Here is a 16,012-nt window from a genome sequence, read left to right as displayed (position 1 = left end):
GAGGCAGCATGATCATGTCAACGATGCAGAAAGAGCCACCCTCCGGCGCCCTGCACGGCACCGGGGTGGCTCGGACCTGACTCTGGAACTAACGCCGGCCGGTCAGCCGGCCATGCCCTCCGCCATCTCCTCGGAGAGGTCCGACAGGTCGGAGAGGTTGGACTCGGTGCCGGGGATGCCGAGGTCCTGGGCGCGCTTGTCGGCCATGGCGAGCAGGCGCCGGATCCGGCCGGCGACGGCGTCCTTGGTCAGCGGCGGGTCGGCCAGGGCGCCGAGCTCCTCCAGGGAGGCCTGCTTGTGCTCCATGCGGAGCCGGCCCGCGGCCGCCAGGTGCTCGGGCACCTCCTCGCCGAGGATCTCCAGCGCGCGCTGCACCCGGGCGCCGGCCGCGACGGCGGCGCGGGCCGAGCGGCGCAGGTTGGCGTCGTCGAAGTTGGCGAGGCGGTTGGCCGTGGCACGGACCTCGCGGCGCATCCGCCGCTCCTCCCAGGCGAGCACCGACTCGTGCGCGCCCAGCCGGGTCAGCAGGGCGCCGATCGCGTCGCCGTCGCGGACGACCACGCGGTCCACGCCGCGCACCTCGCGCGCCTTGGCCGCGATCTGCAGCCGGCGGGCCGCGCCGACCAGCGCCAGCGCCGCCTCCGGCCCGGGGCAGGTCACCTCCAGGGAGGAGGAGCGGCCGGGCTCGGTGAGGGAGCCGTGGGCGAGGAAGGCGCCCCGCCAGGCGGCCTCGGCATCGCAGGTGGCGCCGGAGACGACCTGCGGGGGCAGCCCGCGGATCGGCCGGCCGCGGCCGTCGACCAGGCCGGTCTGGCGCGCCAGCTGGTCACCGCCCGCCACCACCCGGACCACGTACCGGCTGCCCCTGCGGAGCCCGCCGGGGGCCATCACCACCAGGTCGGAGGCGTGCCCGAAGATCTCCAGGATGTCCTTGCGCAACCGCCGGGCGGCGATCCCGGTGTCCAGCTCCGCCTCGATCACGATGCGCCCGCTGACCAGGTGCAGACCGCCCGCGAACCGCAGGATCGCCGAGACCTCCGCTTTCCGGCAGCAGGTTCGGGTGACGGGGAGCCGGGAGATTTCGTCCTTCACCGCTGCCGTCATCGCCATGGGCCGATCCTTCCATGCATCCGAAAAATACGGTCGTACGCGGCGGCCAACAGCTCCGGGTCATGGGTCGGGGAGCCGTCGGGCGCGGCGACCGGCGCCAGCTCGACCGCGGCCCCGAGCCGCTTCGCGGCTTCGGTGAGGCTCTCCCGGTCGGGCACGGCGGCCTCGTCGGCCAGCACCACGTCCAGGGCGAGTTTAGGGGCGTGTCGGGCCAAAACCTCCAAATGACGCTGCGGGGAGAAGCCATCGGTTTCACCCGGTTGTGGTGCGAGGTTCAACGACAGCACCCGGCGGGCCTTGGTCTCCTGCAGGGCTTCCAGCAGCTCGGGGACGAGCAGGTGGGGGATGACGGAGGAGAACCAGGAGCCGGGGCCGAGCACGACCCAGTCGGCGTCGAGCACGGCGGCGACGGCCTCGGGCACGGCCGGCGGGTCCTCCGGGACGACGTGCACGGACTGCACCTCGCCGGGGGTCAGCGCCACCGTGGCCTGGCCGCGGACGGTCGTGACGGCCTCGGGCCCGGCGGGGTCGTGGCCCTTGACGAGCGCCTGCAGCTCCAGCGGCACGGCGGACATGGGCAGCACCCGGCCGTGCGCCCCGAGCAGCTTGCCGACCAGGTCGAGGGCCTGGACGGGGTCGCCGAGCTGCTCCCACAGGGCGACGATCAGCAGATTGCCGACGGCGTGGTCGTGCAGATCGCCCTCGCTGGTGAAGCGGTGCTTGATCACCCGGGCCCAGGTCTGGCCCCAGTCGTCGTCGCCGCACAGGGCGGCGAGGGCCTTGCGCAGGTCACCGGGGGGCAGCACGCCCAGCTCGTCGCGGAGCCGGCCGCTGGAGCCGCCGTCGTCGGCGACGGTGACGACGGCGGTGAGGTCGCCGGTGATCCGGCGCAGGGCGGCGAGCGAGGCGGACAGGCCGTGCCCGCCGCCGAGGGCGACGACCTTGGGCTGGGCGCCGCGCTTCGTGCGCCCCTCGGGGCCGCGCGTCACCCGCCCGGGGACGAGGCGGCGCACCCGGTGGAGCCTGGACGTGCGGCCGGTCACTCGCGCCCCATGTCCCGGTGCACGACGACGGTCTCCACGCCCTCCGAGACGAGGCGGTGGGCCAGCTTCTCGGACATGGCGACGGAGCGGTGCTTGCCGCCGGTGCAGCCGACCGCGATGGTCACGTAGCGCTTGCCCTCGCGGCGGTAGCCCGCCGCGATGAGCTGCAGGAGCTCGGTGTAGCGGTCGAGGAACTCCTTGGCGCCGGGCTGGTTGAAGACGTAGCCCGAGACCTCCTCGTTCAGGCCCGTGAAGGGACGCAGCTCCGGCACCCAGTGCGGGTTGGGCAGGAAGCGGCAGTCCACCACGAGGTCGGCGTCGACGGGCAGGCCGTACTTGTAGCCGAAGGACATGACGGTGGCCCGCAGCTCCGGCTCCTCCTCGCCGGCGAACTGGGCGTCCATCTTGGCGCGCAGCTCGTGGACGTTGAGGCTGGAGGTGTCGATCACCAGGTCGGCGTCGCCGCGCAGCTCGCGCAGCAGGTCCCGCTCGGCGGCGATGCCGTCGACGATGCGCCCGGAGCCCTGCAGGGGGTGCGGGCGGCGCACGGACTCGAAGCGGCGCACCAGGGCGTCGTCCGAGGCCTCCAGGAAGATCACGCGCCGCTTGACCTGCTTGGCGGCCAGGTCGGCCAGGGACTCGCGGAGGTTGTCGAAGAAGCGCCGGCCGCGGACGTCCACGACCACGGCGATGCGGGCCACATTGCCCTGGGAGCGGGCGCCGAGGTCCACCATGGTCGGGATCAGGGCGGGCGGCAGGTTGTCGACGACGAACCAGCCGAGGTCCTCCAGGCACTTGGCGGCGGTGCTGCGGCCCGCCCCCGACATGCCGGAGATGATCACCAGTTCGGGGATGCCCGCCGTCTCGGCCGCCGCATCCGCCGTCGTGCCCGTACTCACCTGTGCTCCGTCTCGGTCGTTCCCGGTCATGCTGCTACCCCCGTCTCACCGACGGTGCCGCGGTCACGGCCCCGTCCTTCCATACTGCGTGTCCCGTCATTCCCCCGCCTCTTCCATGATCTCGCCCGTCGCCGTGTTCACGGCGGGGGCGGGCGGGGCTGCTGCCGCGAGCGCGGCGGCGATCGTCTCGGCGGTCTTGCGACCGATGCCCGGCGCCTCGCAGATCTGCTCGACCGTGGCGGCGCGCAGCCGCTTGACCGAGCCGAAGTGCTTGAGCAGGGCCTTCTTGCGGGTCTCCCCGAGGCCCGGGACCTCGTCGAGCGGCCCTGCCCTGAGCGTCTTCGTGCGTTTGCTGCGCTGGTAGGCGATGGCGAAGCGGTGGGCCTCGTCGCGCACGCGCTGCAGGAGGTAGAGGCCCTCGCTGGTGCGGGGCAGGACGACGGGGTCGTCCTCGCCGGGCAGCCAGACCTCCTCCAGCCGCTTGGCGAGGCCGCAGACGGCCACGTCGTCGATGCCGAGCTCGTCCAGCGCGCGGCGGGCGGCCGCCACCTGCGGCTGCCCGCCGTCGACCACGACGAGCTGCGGCGGGTAGGCGAAGCGCTTGGGGCGGCCGTCCTCGGCGCGGGCGTCCACCTGGCCGGCGTGGCCGTTCTCCTCCTCGGCGGCCTCGACGGCGTTCTCCTCGGACCACTCCCCCGCCTTCTGCTTCTCCAGCAGATAGCGGCGGAACCGCCGGCCGATCACCTCGTGCATCGACCGGACGTCGTCCTGGCCCTCGAACGATTTGATCTGGAAGCGGCGGTACTCGCCCTTGCGGGCCAGGCCGTCCTCGAAGACGACCATGGACGCGACCACGTCCTGCCCCTGGAGGTGGGAGATGTCGAAGCACTCGATGCGCAGCGGCGCGGAGTCCAGCTCCAGGGCCTCGGCGATCTCCTCCAGCGCCCGGGAGCGGGTGGTCAGGTCGGAGGCGCGCTTGGTCTTGTGCAGGACGAGGGCCTGCTGGGCATTGCGCTGGACCGTCGCCATCAGGTCCTTCTTGTCCCCGCGCTGGGGGATGCGCAGGTCGACGCGGGAGCCCCGGCGCTCGCCCAGCCACTGGGCGACGGGCTCCACCGGCTCCGGCAGGGCCGGGACCAGGACCTCCTTGGGCACCGCGTCGCCGCTCTCCTCGCCGTAGAGCTGCTGCAGGGCGTGCTCGACGAGGCCGGCCGTGTCGACGGCCTCCACCTTGTCGGTCACCCAGCCGCGCTGGCCGCGCACCCGGCCGCCGCGCACGTGGAAGATCTGCACCGCGGCCTCCAGCTCGTCCTCCGCGACGGCGATGAGATCGGCGTCGGTGGCGTCGGCGAGGACGACGGCGTTCTTCTCCATGGCGCGCCGGAGGGCCTCTATGTCGTCCCGCAGGCGGGCCGCCTTCTCGTACTCCATCTCCTCGGCGGCATCGTGCATCTGCTGTTCCAAACGGCGGATGTACGCACCGGTACGTCCGGCCATGAAGTCGCAGAACTCCTCGGCCAGTTCGCGGTGTTCCTCGGGGCTGACCCGGCCGACGCAGGGGGCGGAGCACTTGCCGATGTACCCCAGCAGGCAGGGGCGGCCGATCTGGGCGGAGCGCTTGAACACCCCGGCCGAGCAGGTGCGCACGGGGAAGACGCGCAGCATCAGGTCGACGGTCTCGCGGATGGCCCAGGCGTGGGCGTACGGGCCGAAGTAGCGCACGCCCTTCTTCTTGGGGCCGCGCATGACCTGCACGCGCGGGAACTCCTCGCCCAGGGTGACGGCGAGGGAGGGATAGCTCTTGTCGTCGCGGTACTTGACGTTGAACCGCGGGTCGTACTCCTTGATCCAGGAGTATTCGAGCTGGAGCGCCTCGACCTCGGTGGAGACCACGGTCCACTCGACGGAGGCGGCCGTGGTCACCATCGTGCGGGTGCGCGGGTGCAGGCCGGCCAGGTCCTGGAAGTACGACGAGAGGCGCGCGCGCAGGCTCTTCGCCTTCCCGACGTAGATCACCCGGCCGTGCTCGTCACGGAATCTGTAGACCCCCGGCGAGTCGGGGATCTGTCCCGGCTTGGGTCGGTAGCTGCTGGGGTCGGCCATGTCTCACACCCTACTTGCGGGCAGTGACAATCGGCGTCCGCCCGCGGAGGGACCGGCTCCGGCCCCGGCGGGGGGTGGCCGCCGGGGACGGGAGCCGGGAACGCGGGGCGGATCAGGGTGGATCAGGGCCGACGGGGACGGACCGGACCGGATCAAGGGGACCCGGCCGGACCCGGGCCGGGGTCAGCGGCGCCGGAGTCTGCGGCGCGCCACCACCGCCCCCGCGCCGAGCAGCAGGGCCGTGCCGCCGGCCGCCGCCGCGGACGTCGTGCTCAGCGGGCCGGAGCCGCCCTGCGGCGCGGGCGCCGCCTGCTGTTCCCCGGCCGCGGCCGGCTCCTGGCCGTAGCCGCCCGCCTGCCCCTTCTTCGCGTACGCGGAGCCGGGCAGCTTGTCGCCGTACGCCTTGTGGACGCGGGCGCGGTAGCCGTCGAGCGTAGTGCCCTGCGCGCCCACGGCCCGGACGGCGTCGTCGTCCAGCGGCAGGACCCGGTCGCCGCGCTGGACGTACCAGGCGTCGATCTGGGGCTCGTGGAAGACGGTGCCGCCGCTGAGCTTCTGCTGCCCCTCGGCGGCGTAGCGCGTCTCGTCGTCACCGGTGGCGATGTTGACGACCTTCCAGTCGCCTCCGGTGCGCGCGGTCCACACCGACGCCTTCTGGCCGTCGGCCGAGACCGCCTTGCTGGCGAGGAAGTCGAGCGTGGCGACGGGAGCGCCGTCCTTGCCCGCCACGAACTCCGGGGAGAGCGTGTAGACGGGCACGGTCGCGCCCTCGATCCTCGGCTGCGCCTTCGCCGCGGCGACCGCACCGTCGCGGGCGAAGAAGCGGGACAGCGTCCCGAGCGTCGAGGAGGAGGCGGCCGCCTCGTGCGCGGCGGAGACTCCGGCGGCGGTGGGGGCCGCGGGAGGCGCCGGGGCGGCGGCGTGCGCGAGCGGGGCGAGGCCGAGGGCGGCGGCGGTGACGGCGCCCGCGGCCACCGCACGGGCCGCGTTGCGCCGGGAGTGCTGCTTCCGGGCCGCCTGACGGATCATCCGGTCGGTCATGACGTCACGCCCCGATCCGGTAGAGCGAGTGGGTCCAGGAGAAGTTGTTGTTGTTCACGTACCAGTCGTGGGAGGCCCAGTTGTAGCGGTTGCTGGAGGGCCAGGGGTCGCCCCAGTACACGAACCCGCTCGCGTCGTCGTAGCCGTAGAGGACGTGCATGTGGCCGCCGCCGGAGGACCACTGGATGCGGGTCTCGATCGGCCGGTTGCCGTTGACCTCGCTCTGGACCGTCGGGTAGCGCAGCCATCCGGTCACGTACGAACCGGGGTTGATGCCGGCCCACTGCAGGCCGGTCTGCACATTGCCCAGCGTGGCCTGGTTGTTGGGGCACTCCGTGCCCTGCTGGCGGCGGAAGGCGGCGTTGCAGAACTGGTTCTGGCTGTAGTTGCGCCCGAACCAGGTGGCGATGGTGTTGCCGGAGGCGGCCCAGCACCAGTTGCTCTTCTGCTGGGCCTGCATGGTGATGTTGAGCTTCTTCGAGGCGCGCAGGGACGCGTGGTCCCCGCCGGCTGCCGATGCCGTGGTGGGGACGGCGAGCAGCGCGGCCGCGACGACGGCTGCGGTGGACAGCCGTCTGCCGCGTATGCGGGCCTTTCCGGGCTTGTTCAGTTGTGCCGATGCACGGGACATGGACGTTCCTCCCGAGGCGGGGGGTGGTGATGGAGGCGCGTCCGGACGCTGGTGAGGAGCATCAGGGAGTTGTCAGTGAATGGTCAACCGGCTTCAATGCTCGGTGAGCCGACGGTGTGAACGAGGCGTACCGGATGTGAACGTCCGTTGCCCGGCCATGCGGATCACAGCGGTCCGGCGGGGTCCGCCGCAGTCACCGCTTGTGAATATTCACAGAGCACAGGGGTGGGAACGGATGGCACGCACACGGCCCGGCGGGGACGCGAATGACCACGCTGCCGAGGCCGAGCTGGCCCGCGCCCTGCGCACCGGGCCGTTCCACGTGGCGCTGCGGACGGCGCTGAGCGTGCGGGGACTCGCGCTGCACCGGGTGCAGCACCGGCTCGCGCAGCGCGGCGTGCACGTGGGCGTGACGAGCCTCAGCTACTGGCAGCAGGGGGCGCGCCGGCCGCAGCGGCCGGAGTCGCTCAGGGCGGTGCGGGTCCTGGAGGAGATCCTGGAGCTGCCCGCCCACTCCCTCACCCGGCTGCTGGAGCCGGGTGAGCCGCGCACCGGCACCGAGCGGCCGGCCGCGCGCTCGTACCGCTCCCTGGTCGAGGAGTCGCGCGCGCTGGAGCGGCTCCTCGCCGAGCTGGAGTCGCCCGCCGACGGCGGCCTGCACACCGTCTGCCACCTGGAGCGGGTCCGCATCGGGGCCGGCCGTGAGCTGCGGGGGCGCGACTCCCACCACGTCGTCCGCGCCCACCGGGACGGCGTGGACCGCTACCTCGCCATCCACCACGGGGACGAGGGCTGCGACCCCGGCCGGGTGGCGGTGCGGGCGAACGAGAACTGCCGTGTGGGGCGGGTGCGGTGGCACACGGCGGCCGGCGTCCTGGTGGCCGAGCTGCTCTTCGACACCCGGTTGCGGGCCGGGGAGACCCACGTCTTCGGCTACGGCTTCGACGACGGCACGGCCGGGCCCGCCGGCGAGTACGTGCGCGGCTTCAGCTTCGCGGGCGGGCAGTACGTGCTGCAGGTCCGCTTCGACGCCGCCGCGCTGCCCGCACGCTGCCTGCGCTTCACGCGCAGCTCGGCGACCGCGCCCCGCGGCGGGCTGCAGGAGCTCACGCTCGCCGGCCGCCACCGCATGGTGCACCTGGTGGAGCCGTGCGTACGGCCGGGGATCGTGGGGATCGCCTGGGACTGGGCGTAAGGACGCCGGGATCTGTCTGCCGCGGAAGAACCTTCCCGCCGCCACGGCGGCCGGCCGTCACGGCGAGGGTCCGGCGGAATGCGCAATCGGCCGCGACGGGCGCGTTCGTCATGATCCGCCGGGCAGGCGTTACGCTTCCGGGCCCGCGATCAGCTTGCCGCCGGTCGCGCGGACCGGGACGGACGGCAGGGGGTCGCCGGCCGGGCCCTGGAGGACCTTGCCGGTGTTCGCGTCGAACTCGCTGCCGTGGCAGGGGCAGCGCACCTTGCCGTTGTCCACCTTGTCGGCCACGCAGCCCGCGTGCGTGCACACCGCGCTGAACGCCTTGTACTGGCCCTGCACGGGCTGCGAGACGATCAGCCGCTCCTCGCGGAAGAGCCGCGCCTGGCCGACGGGAATGTCTGCCGCCGGGCCGAGGTCCACCGGCGCGGTGGGCACGGGGGCGGCCTTGGGGCCGGTCTTGCCGTCGCAGGCGGCGGCGCCCAGCCCGGCGACGCCCGCGAGCGCGGCGCCCCGGAGCACGGTGCGACGCGACGCACAGGGGGGCTCTGCGGGGCTCTGCGGGGACGAGGGGGTGCTCATGGGTGCTCCAGCGCTGGACTCTCGGTGACTGCGGACCGACCTTACCCGGCGCCTCGGAGCTCCCCGCGGCGTGGCGGGCCGCACCGTCCGGACGGGCTCTCCCGGAAGAGAGCCCGTCCGGCAATTGAGGACAAGACGGTCAGCCCTTGCGGGCAGCGACCTTCTTCCTGGCCGCCGGCTTCTTCCGCGGCAGCGGAACGGCGTCGCTGACGCGGTCCCCGAGGAGCTCCCGCAGGAACTTGCCGGTGTGGCTGGACGGCACCGACGCGACGTCCTCGGGCGTGCCCTCGGCGATGACGAGGCCGCCGCCGTTGCCGCCCTCGGGGCCCATGTCCACGACCCAGTCGGCGGTCTTGATGACGTCGAGGTTGTGCTCGATGACGATGACGCTGTTGCCCTTGTCGACCAGGCCGGACAGCACCGAGATGAGCTTGTTGATGTCCTCGAAGTGCAGACCCGTGGTGGGCTCGTCCAGGACGTAGACCGTGCGGCCCGTGGAGCGCTTCTGCAGCTCGCTGGCGAGCTTCACGCGCTGGGCCTCGCCGCCGGAGAGCGTCGGCGCGGACTGCCCGAGGCGGACGTAGCCGAGCCCGACCTCGTTGAGCGTGCGCAGGTGGCGGGCGATGGTGGGCACGGCCTCGAAGAAGGACAGGGCCTCCTCGATGGGCATGTCCAGCACCTCGGCGATGGACTTGCCCTTGTAGTGCACCTCCAGGGTCTCCCGGTTGTAGCGCGCGCCGTGGCAGACCTCGCACGGCACGTACACGTCCGGCAGGAAGTTCATCTCGATCTTGATGGTGCCGTCGCCGGAGCAGTTCTCGCAGCGGCCGCCCTTGACGTTGAAGGAGAAGCGGCCGGGCAGGTAGCCCCGGACCTTGGCCTCCATCGTCTCCGCGAAGAGCTTGCGGACGTGGTCGAAGACGCCGGTGTACGTGGCCGGGTTGGACCGCGGCGTGCGGCCGATGGGCGACTGGTCGACGTGGACGACCTTGTCGACCAGGTCGTCGCCGTCGACGCGGGTGTGGCGGCCGGGCACGGCCCGGGCGCCGTTCAGCTCGCGGGCGAGGTGCGTGTACAGGATGTCGTTGACCAGCGTGGACTTGCCGGAGCCGGAGACGCCGGTGACGGCCGTGAGCACGCCGAGCGGGAACGAGACGTCGATGTCCTGCAGGTTGTTCTCACGGGCGCCGCGGACGGTGATCCGGCGGCCGGGGTCGACGGGGCGGCGGGCGTCCGGTATGGCGATGGCCTTCTTGCCGGAGAGGTAGTGCCCGGTCATCGACTCCTTGTTGCGCAGGAGCTCCTTCAAGGGGCCGCTGTGCACGACCTTGCCGCCGTGCTCGCCGGCGCCGGGGCCGATGTCCACGACCCAGTCGGCGACCTTGATGGTGTCCTCGTCGTGCTCGACGACGATGAGGGTGTTGCCCATGTCGCGCAGGCGGACGAGGGTCTCGATCAGGCGGTGGTTGTCGCGCTGGTGGAGACCGATGGAGGGCTCGTCCAGGACGTAGAGCACGCCGACGAGGCCGGAGCCGATCTGGGTGGCGAGGCGGATGCGCTGGGCCTCGCCGCCGGAGAGGGTGCCCGCGGCGCGGTTGAGCGAGAGGTAGTCCAGACCGACGTCGACGAGGAACTTCAGCCGCTCGTTGACCTCCTTGAGGACCCGCTCGGCGATCTTCTTCTCGCGGCCGGTGAGCTTCATGTCGCGCAGGAAGTCGGCGCATTCGCTGATCGACATCGCCGAGACCTCGGCGATGGACCGGCCCTGGACGGTGACGGCGAGCACGATCGGCTTCAGGCGCGTGCCCTCACAAGTCGGGCAGTTCACCTCGCGCATGTAGCCCTCGAAGCGCTCGCGGCTGGCGTCGCTCTCGGCCTCGGAGTGGCGCCGCTTGACGAACGGCACCGCGCCCTCGAAGGCCGTGGTGTACGCGCGCTCGCGCCCGTAGCGGTTGCGGTAGCGCACCTCGATCTGCGTCTTGTGGCCGTTCAGCAGGGCCTTCTTGGCGCGCGCGGGCAGCCCCGCCCAGGGGATGTCCGTGCGGAAGCCGAGGGCGTCGGCGAGGGCGTCGACCAGGCGGCTGAAGTAGTCCTTGGTGTGGCCGTGGGACCAGGGGCTGATCGCGCCCTCGTCCAGCGACTTCTCCGGGTCCGGGACGATCAGCTCGGGGTCGACCTCCATGCGGGTGCCGATGCCGGTGCACTCGGGGCAGGCGCCGAAGGGCGAGTTGAAGGAGAACGAGCGCGGCTCCAGCTCCTCGAACGACAGGTCGTCGTAGGGGCAGTAGAGGTGCTCGGAGTACATCCGCTCGCGCTCGGCGTCGTCCTCTGCGAGGTCGACGAAGTCGAGGATGACCATGCCGCCGGAGAGGCCCAGGGCGGTCTCGACCGAGTCGGTCAGGCGGCGCTTGGCGCTGTCCTTGACGGTGAGGCGGTCGATGACCACCTCGATGGTGTGCTTCTCCTGCTTCTTGAGCTTGGGCGGGTCGGAGAGCTGGATGGTCTCGCCGTCCACCCGGGCCCGGCTGTAGCCCTTGGTCTGCAGGTCGGAGAAGAGGTCGACGAACTCGCCCTTGCGCTCGCGCACCAGCGGCGAGAGCACCTGGAAGCGGCTGCCCTCGGGGAGCTCCAGCACCTTGTCCACGATCGCCTGCGGCGACTGGCGGGTGATGGGGCGGCTGCACTCGGGGCAGTGCGGCTTGCCGATGCGGGCGAAGAGCAGCCGGAGGTAGTCGTAGACCTCGGTGATCGTGCCGACCGTCGAGCGCGGGTTGCGCGAGGTCGACTTCTGGTCGATGGAGACGGCCGGGGACAGGCCCTCGATGAAGTCCACGTCGGGCTTGTCCATCTGCCCGAGGAACTGCCGTGCGTAGGAGGAGAGCGACTCGACGTAACGGCGCTGCCCCTCGGCGAAGATCGTGTCGAACGCGAGGGACGACTTGCCCGAGCCGGAGAGCCCCGTGAACACGATCAGGGAGTCGCGGGGGAGGTCGAGCGAGACGTTCTTGAGGTTGTGCTCGCGAGCGCCACGGACGATGAGACGGTCAGCCACGCCGGTCGGCACCTTTCTTGAGAACGATATCGATGGGACCCGCTCCTGCGGTCGCCTTCGGGAGCGCTTCCCGGGAGCGGTTCTTGCGGGCGGATTCCTGGGGCGGTGACGGCACACGCCCCCGGTCCAGGGTAGGGGGGCCGCCGCGTTGTTGTCGGATGCGATGCCCCACCGAGCCTATAGCACGCACATTCGATTTACGGCCGGAGTCCGGCACCTTCACCCGGACGAGTGGCGGCGCTATCGTCGGCCGCATGATCGACCACGTGCGTGACCTGGCATCTGTACGCGAAGCGACCGACCGCTTCCTGAGCGCGGCCGGCAAGCTCGACGACGCCGCCGTCGCGGGGCCGTCCCGGCTCCCGGGCTGGACCCGCGGCCACGTGCTGGCGCACGTCGCGCGCAACGCCGACGCGCTCGTCAACGTCCTGGCGGGCCGCCCCATGTACGCGAGCGGCGAGTCCCGTGACGCGGACATCGCCCGGGACGCCGGCCGCACCCTGGAGGCCCACCTCGCCGACCTGCGCGACAGCGCAGCCCGCCTGAGCGCCGAGGCCGCAGCCCCCGCCGACTGGAGCCGCACCGTCGTCATGCGCAACGGCGTGACCGACCGGGCCGCCCGCGTCCCCTTCCGCCGCTGGATCGAGCTGGAACTGCACCTGGTGGACCTGGACGCCGGCTACGAGCTGCAGGACCTGCCGGAGGAGTTCACCGGCCGGGAGATCGGCTTCCTCGCCGAGCGCTGGTCGGGCCGCCCGGAGCTCCCCGCCGTCACGCTCGTCGCCGACGGCGGCGGGACCTGGCGCACGGGCGGCACCGCGGAGGGCGCCCCGGTCACCGTCACCGGCTCCCCCGCCGCCCTCCTGGGGTGGCTCGCGGGCCGCGGCGACAAGGGCGCGACGCTGGAGACGACCGGGGGCGCGCTGCCCGCTCTCCCCCCGCTTTAGCGGGGGTGGAGGAAGGGGGTGAAGGCATAGGCTGGCGACATGACGTACAGCGGAGCGGTGAAGGTCGGCGGACCGGCGGACGTGCACGAGCTGACCGACCTGATGATCTCGAAGGTCGCGGTCGGCCCGATGGACAACAACGCGTATCTGCTGCGCTGCCGCGCAACGGACGAGCAGTTGCTGATCGACGCAGCGGCCGAGCCGCACACCCTGATGAACCTGATCGGCGACAGCGGCATCGCGTCCGTGGTCACCACGCACCGGCACGGCGACCACTGGGGAGCCCTGCGCGAGGTGGTCGACGCCACCGGCGCCACCACGTACGCGGGCCGTGAGGACGCCGAGGGCATCCCCGTGCCGACGCAGGTGCCGGTGGACGACGGCGACGTCATCCGCGTCGGCCGCGTGGAGCTCACCGCCCGCCACCTCGTGGGCCACACCCCGGGCAGCATCGCGCTGGTCTACGACGACCCGCACGGCCACCCGCACGTGTTCACCGGGGACTGCCTGTTCCCGGGCGGCGTGGGCAACACCCACAGCGACCCCGAGGCCTTCGCGAGCCTCCTCGACGGCGTGGAGACGAAGCTCTTCGGGCAGCTGCCGGACGAGACCTGGGTCTACCCCGGCCACGGCGCGGACACCACGCTGGGCGCCGAGCGGCCCCACCTCGCGGAATGGCGCGCACGCGGCTGGTGATCCCGCCGGCCCCCGGGGCCGCCCCGGGCGTGCGGCAGGAGGCCGTGCGGTCAGAGACACGCAAAGCCCGGGCAAGCGGCGAGCCCGGGCATGCAGTGAGGCCGTCCATCCAAATTGCTCCGGATGCGGCGGCCTCATTCCTTAAGGTACTCCTCCCCGAGCCGGATGGCCATACCTACGCAAATCCGGACGAAAAAATTTCGCGACTCCCCCGCGCCCCCCGCCGCGCACCCGCACGCCCGTTGCCTCCCTGCCGGCTGGATGTTGGGCAGTACATGCAGCCGCCCCACGAATCGCCGCACCGCGCGCCGTCCATGCCGCGCCTGGCGCTCGCCGCCATGACCGGCACCGCCATCGAGTTCTACGACTTCTACGTCTACGGCACCGCCGCCGCGCTCGTCCTCGGGCCGCTGTTCTTCCCCACCGCGTCGCCGCTGCTCGGCACCCTCGCCGCCTTCGGCACCTTCGGGGTCGGCTTCCTCGCCCGCCCGCTCGGCGCGGTGCTCTTCGGGCACATCGGCGACCGGCACGGCCGCCGGCCCGTCCTCATGGCCTCCCTGCTGCTGACCGGCCTGGCCACGGTCGCCGTGGGACTCGTGCCCACGTACGACAGCATCGGCGTCGCCGCACCGCTGCTCCTGCTCGCCCTGCGGTTCGCACAGGGCCTCGGGCTCGGCGGGGAGTGGGGCGGGGCGGTCCTGCTGACCGGGGAGCACGCCCCGGCGCACCGCCGCGCCCTGTGGACCAGCTTCCCGCAGCTCGGCGCGCCGACGGGGTTCCTGCTGGCCAACGGCCTCGCCCTCGCGCTGTCGGCGGGGCTCACCGAGGCGGACTACCTGGCCTGGGGCTGGCGGGTGCCGTTCTGGGGCGCGGGCCTCATGGCGGCGGCGGGCCTGCTGCTGCGCTCCCGGCTCCCGGAGACGCCACAGTTCCGCGCGCTGGAGGCCACGGACACCCGGGCGGCCCGGCCCCTCGCCGAACTCCTGCGCGGCCACTGGCGGCCGGTCCTGCTCGTCGCGGGCGGGCTCTCCCTCGTCTACGCCGTCCACTACGCGATGAGCACCTGGGCCCTGGCCTACGGCACCGAGCGGCTGGCGGTCGGCCGCACGGTCATGCTCGGCTGCATCATGGGCGGCGTCGCCGTGTCCACCCTGCTCATCCCGCTCTTCGCCGTGCTGGGCGACCGCTACGGGCGGCGCTCCCTGTGCCTGGCCGGCAGCGCCGGACTCGCCCTGTGGATGGTCCCGCTGGTGGCCCTGCTGCACACCGGACGGCCGGTGTGGATGACGCTGGGCTTCGCGGGGGCGGCGGTGCCCTTCGCGGCGGTGGTCGGCGTCGTCGCCGCCTATCTCCCGGAGCTGTTCGAGACCCGGGTGCGCTGTACGGGGGCGGCGGTCGGCTACAACCTGGCCGGGGTGGTGGGCGGCGGCCTCACCCCGGTCGTGGCCACGGCCCTGGCGCAGGGTTCCGGCCCGCCCTGGGCGGTCGCCGGCTACCTCGTGACCGTCGCCGCCGTCAGCCTGGGGTGCTTCGCGCTGCTGCCCGAGACCCGGCCGGCCGCGGCGCCCGGAACCGCGCCGGAGGCCGCCCCCGCCTGAGCGGGGACGGCCTCCTGGGGCACGTGGGCGGGACGCCGTCAGACGCGGGCGGCGTCCTTGGCGTCGTCGGTGCTCCCGCCCTGCGGAGCGGCCGTCGCGGCCTCAAGGGCCTCGGCCTCCGCCTGCTTCCGCGAGGCGCGGAGGCTGGTGATGGTGGTGACGACCAGCACGGCGCAGATGACGCCGAGGGACACCGGGATGCTGATCTCCGGGACGCCCACGCCGTTCTCGTGCAGGGCATGCAGCACCAGCTTGACGCCGATGAAGCCCAGGATGACCGACAGGCCGTACGAGAGGTGGACGAGCTTCTTCAGCAGGCCGCCGATCAGGAAGTACAGCTGCCGCAGACCCATCAGGGCGAAGGCGTTGGCGGTGAAGACGATGTACGGGTCCTGGGTCAGGCCGAAGATCGCGGGGATCGAGTCCAGGGCGAAGAGGACGTCGGTGGTGCCGATCGCGAGCATGACGATCAGCATCGGCGTCATCAGGCGCTTGCCGTTCTCTACGACGAAGAGCTTGGTGCCGTGGTAGCGGTCGGTGGAGGGGAACCGCTTCTCCACCAGCTTGAGGAACCGATTCTCCTCGAACTCTTCCTCCTCCTCGTCGGCGCGCGCCTCCTGGATGAGCTTCCAGGCGGTCCAGATCAGGAAGGCGCCGAAGAGGTAGAAGATCCAGGAGAAGTTGGCGATGATCGCCGCACCCGCGCCGATGAACACGGCTCGCAGGACGAGGGCGATGAGCACGCCGACCATCAGCACGCGCTGCTGGTAGACGGGCGGGACCGCGAACTTCGCCATGATCAGGACGAAGACGAAGAGGTTGTCGACGCTGAGCGACTTCTCGGTGATGAAGCCCGCGAAGAACTCGCCGGCCGGCTGGCCGCCGCCGAAGAGCAGCAGGCCGAGGCCGAAGAGGCCGGCCAGGGCGACCCAGACCGCCGTCCAGATGCCGGCTTCCTTGAGGGAGACCTCGTGCGGCTTGCGGCCTCCGATGAAGAAGTCGGCGGCGACGAGGGCGCAGAGACCAAGGATGGTCAGCGCCCACAGGGTCAGGGAGACGTCCACTGTTCCTCCGGGTGTCGTACGGGCACGTCGGCGGTCGGCGCCAGTCCCCAA

The 16,012-nt window shown here is 72.4% G+C and carries 13 protein-coding genes; 4 read left to right on the top strand and 9 right to left on the bottom strand.

Features of this window, described 5'->3' with window-relative positions; all coding sequences use genetic code 11:
- Positions 1-102: 102 nt before the first annotated feature.
- The 6 genes from whiA to IF61_RS0113540 form a co-directional block, all read right to left on the bottom strand.
- Positions 103-1,110 (bottom strand): DNA-binding protein WhiA, encoded by a 1,008-nt coding sequence (gene whiA, locus IF61_RS0113565; protein ID WP_030366605.1) that lies wholly within the window; start codon positions 1,108-1,110, stop codon positions 103-105.
- Complete coding sequence (locus tag IF61_RS0113560) at positions 1,101-2,153, bottom strand: gluconeogenesis factor YvcK family protein (RefSeq protein ID WP_030366604.1); 1,053 nt, start codon at positions 2,151-2,153, stop codon at positions 1,101-1,103. The genes whiA and IF61_RS0113560 overlap by 10 nt, the downstream gene beginning before the upstream one ends.
- Complete coding sequence (gene rapZ, locus IF61_RS0113555; protein WP_030366603.1) at positions 2,150-3,082, bottom strand: RNase adapter RapZ; 933 nt, start codon at positions 3,080-3,082, stop codon at positions 2,150-2,152. Before rapZ ends, IF61_RS0113560 begins: the two co-directional genes overlap by 4 nt.
- Before the next feature lie 66 nt (positions 3,083-3,148).
- Positions 3,149-5,155, bottom strand: a complete 2,007-nt coding sequence (gene uvrC, locus IF61_RS0113550) for an excinuclease ABC subunit UvrC (protein WP_030366602.1) — start codon at positions 5,153-5,155, stop codon at positions 3,149-3,151.
- A gap of 183 nt (positions 5,156-5,338) precedes the next feature.
- Complete coding sequence (locus IF61_RS0113545) at positions 5,339-6,196, bottom strand: hypothetical protein (RefSeq protein ID WP_245684502.1); 858 nt, start codon at positions 6,194-6,196, stop codon at positions 5,339-5,341.
- Between the two features lie 4 nt (positions 6,197-6,200).
- Positions 6,201-6,827 (bottom strand): papain-like cysteine protease family protein, encoded by a 627-nt coding sequence (locus IF61_RS0113540; RefSeq protein ID WP_043189055.1) that lies wholly within the window; start codon positions 6,825-6,827, stop codon positions 6,201-6,203.
- Positions 6,828-7,062: 235 nt separating this feature from the next.
- On the opposite strand from IF61_RS0113540, the gene IF61_RS0113535 reads away from it, so the two are divergent.
- Positions 7,063-8,022 carry a hypothetical protein gene (locus tag IF61_RS0113535; RefSeq protein WP_052392677.1) on the top strand — a complete coding sequence of 320 codons (960 nt, stop codon included), beginning with the start codon at positions 7,063-7,065 and terminating at the stop codon, positions 8,020-8,022.
- 129 nt (positions 8,023-8,151) lie between these two features.
- On the opposite strand, the gene IF61_RS0113530 is transcribed toward IF61_RS0113535, so the two are convergent.
- Complete coding sequence (locus tag IF61_RS0113530) at positions 8,152-8,604, bottom strand: Rieske (2Fe-2S) protein (RefSeq protein WP_030366598.1); 453 nt, start codon at positions 8,602-8,604, stop codon at positions 8,152-8,154.
- A 139-nt stretch (positions 8,605-8,743) separates the two neighbouring features.
- Positions 8,744-11,656, bottom strand: a complete 2,913-nt coding sequence (gene uvrA / locus IF61_RS0113525) for an excinuclease ABC subunit UvrA (protein WP_043189106.1) — start codon at positions 11,654-11,656, stop codon at positions 8,744-8,746.
- Between the two features lie 254 nt (positions 11,657-11,910).
- On the opposite strand from uvrA, the gene IF61_RS0113520 reads away from it, so the two are divergent.
- The 3 genes from IF61_RS0113520 (at position 11,911) to IF61_RS0113510 (ending at position 14,897) form a co-directional block, all read left to right on the top strand.
- Positions 11,911-12,603 (top strand): maleylpyruvate isomerase family mycothiol-dependent enzyme, encoded by a 693-nt coding sequence (locus IF61_RS0113520; RefSeq protein WP_030366596.1) that lies wholly within the window; start codon positions 11,911-11,913, stop codon positions 12,601-12,603.
- Positions 12,604-12,642: 39 nt separating this feature from the next.
- Positions 12,643-13,299, top strand: coding sequence for an MBL fold metallo-hydrolase (locus tag IF61_RS0113515; protein WP_030366595.1), 657 nt, complete (start codon positions 12,643-12,645; stop codon positions 13,297-13,299).
- A 314-nt stretch (positions 13,300-13,613) separates the two neighbouring features.
- On the top strand, positions 13,614-14,897 hold the full coding sequence (locus IF61_RS0113510) for an MFS transporter (RefSeq protein WP_030366594.1): 1,284 nt from the start codon (positions 13,614-13,616) through the stop codon (positions 14,895-14,897).
- A 38-nt stretch (positions 14,898-14,935) separates the two neighbouring features.
- Here the strand turns inward: IF61_RS0113510 and IF61_RS0113505 are convergent, their stop codons facing one another.
- The gene (locus IF61_RS0113505; protein ID WP_030366593.1) at positions 14,936-15,961 is read right to left on the bottom strand and encodes a TerC family protein; all 1,026 of its coding nucleotides are present in this window, start codon (positions 15,959-15,961) and stop codon (positions 14,936-14,938) included.
- Positions 15,962-16,012: the final 51 nt, after the last annotated feature.

Source organism: Streptomyces roseoverticillatus (assembly GCF_000719265.1).
In the GTDB taxonomy this organism is placed as follows: Bacteria; Actinomycetota; Actinomycetes; order Streptomycetales; family Streptomycetaceae; genus Streptomyces; species Streptomyces roseoverticillatus.
This window is presented reverse-complemented; position numbering and strand designations above follow the sequence as displayed.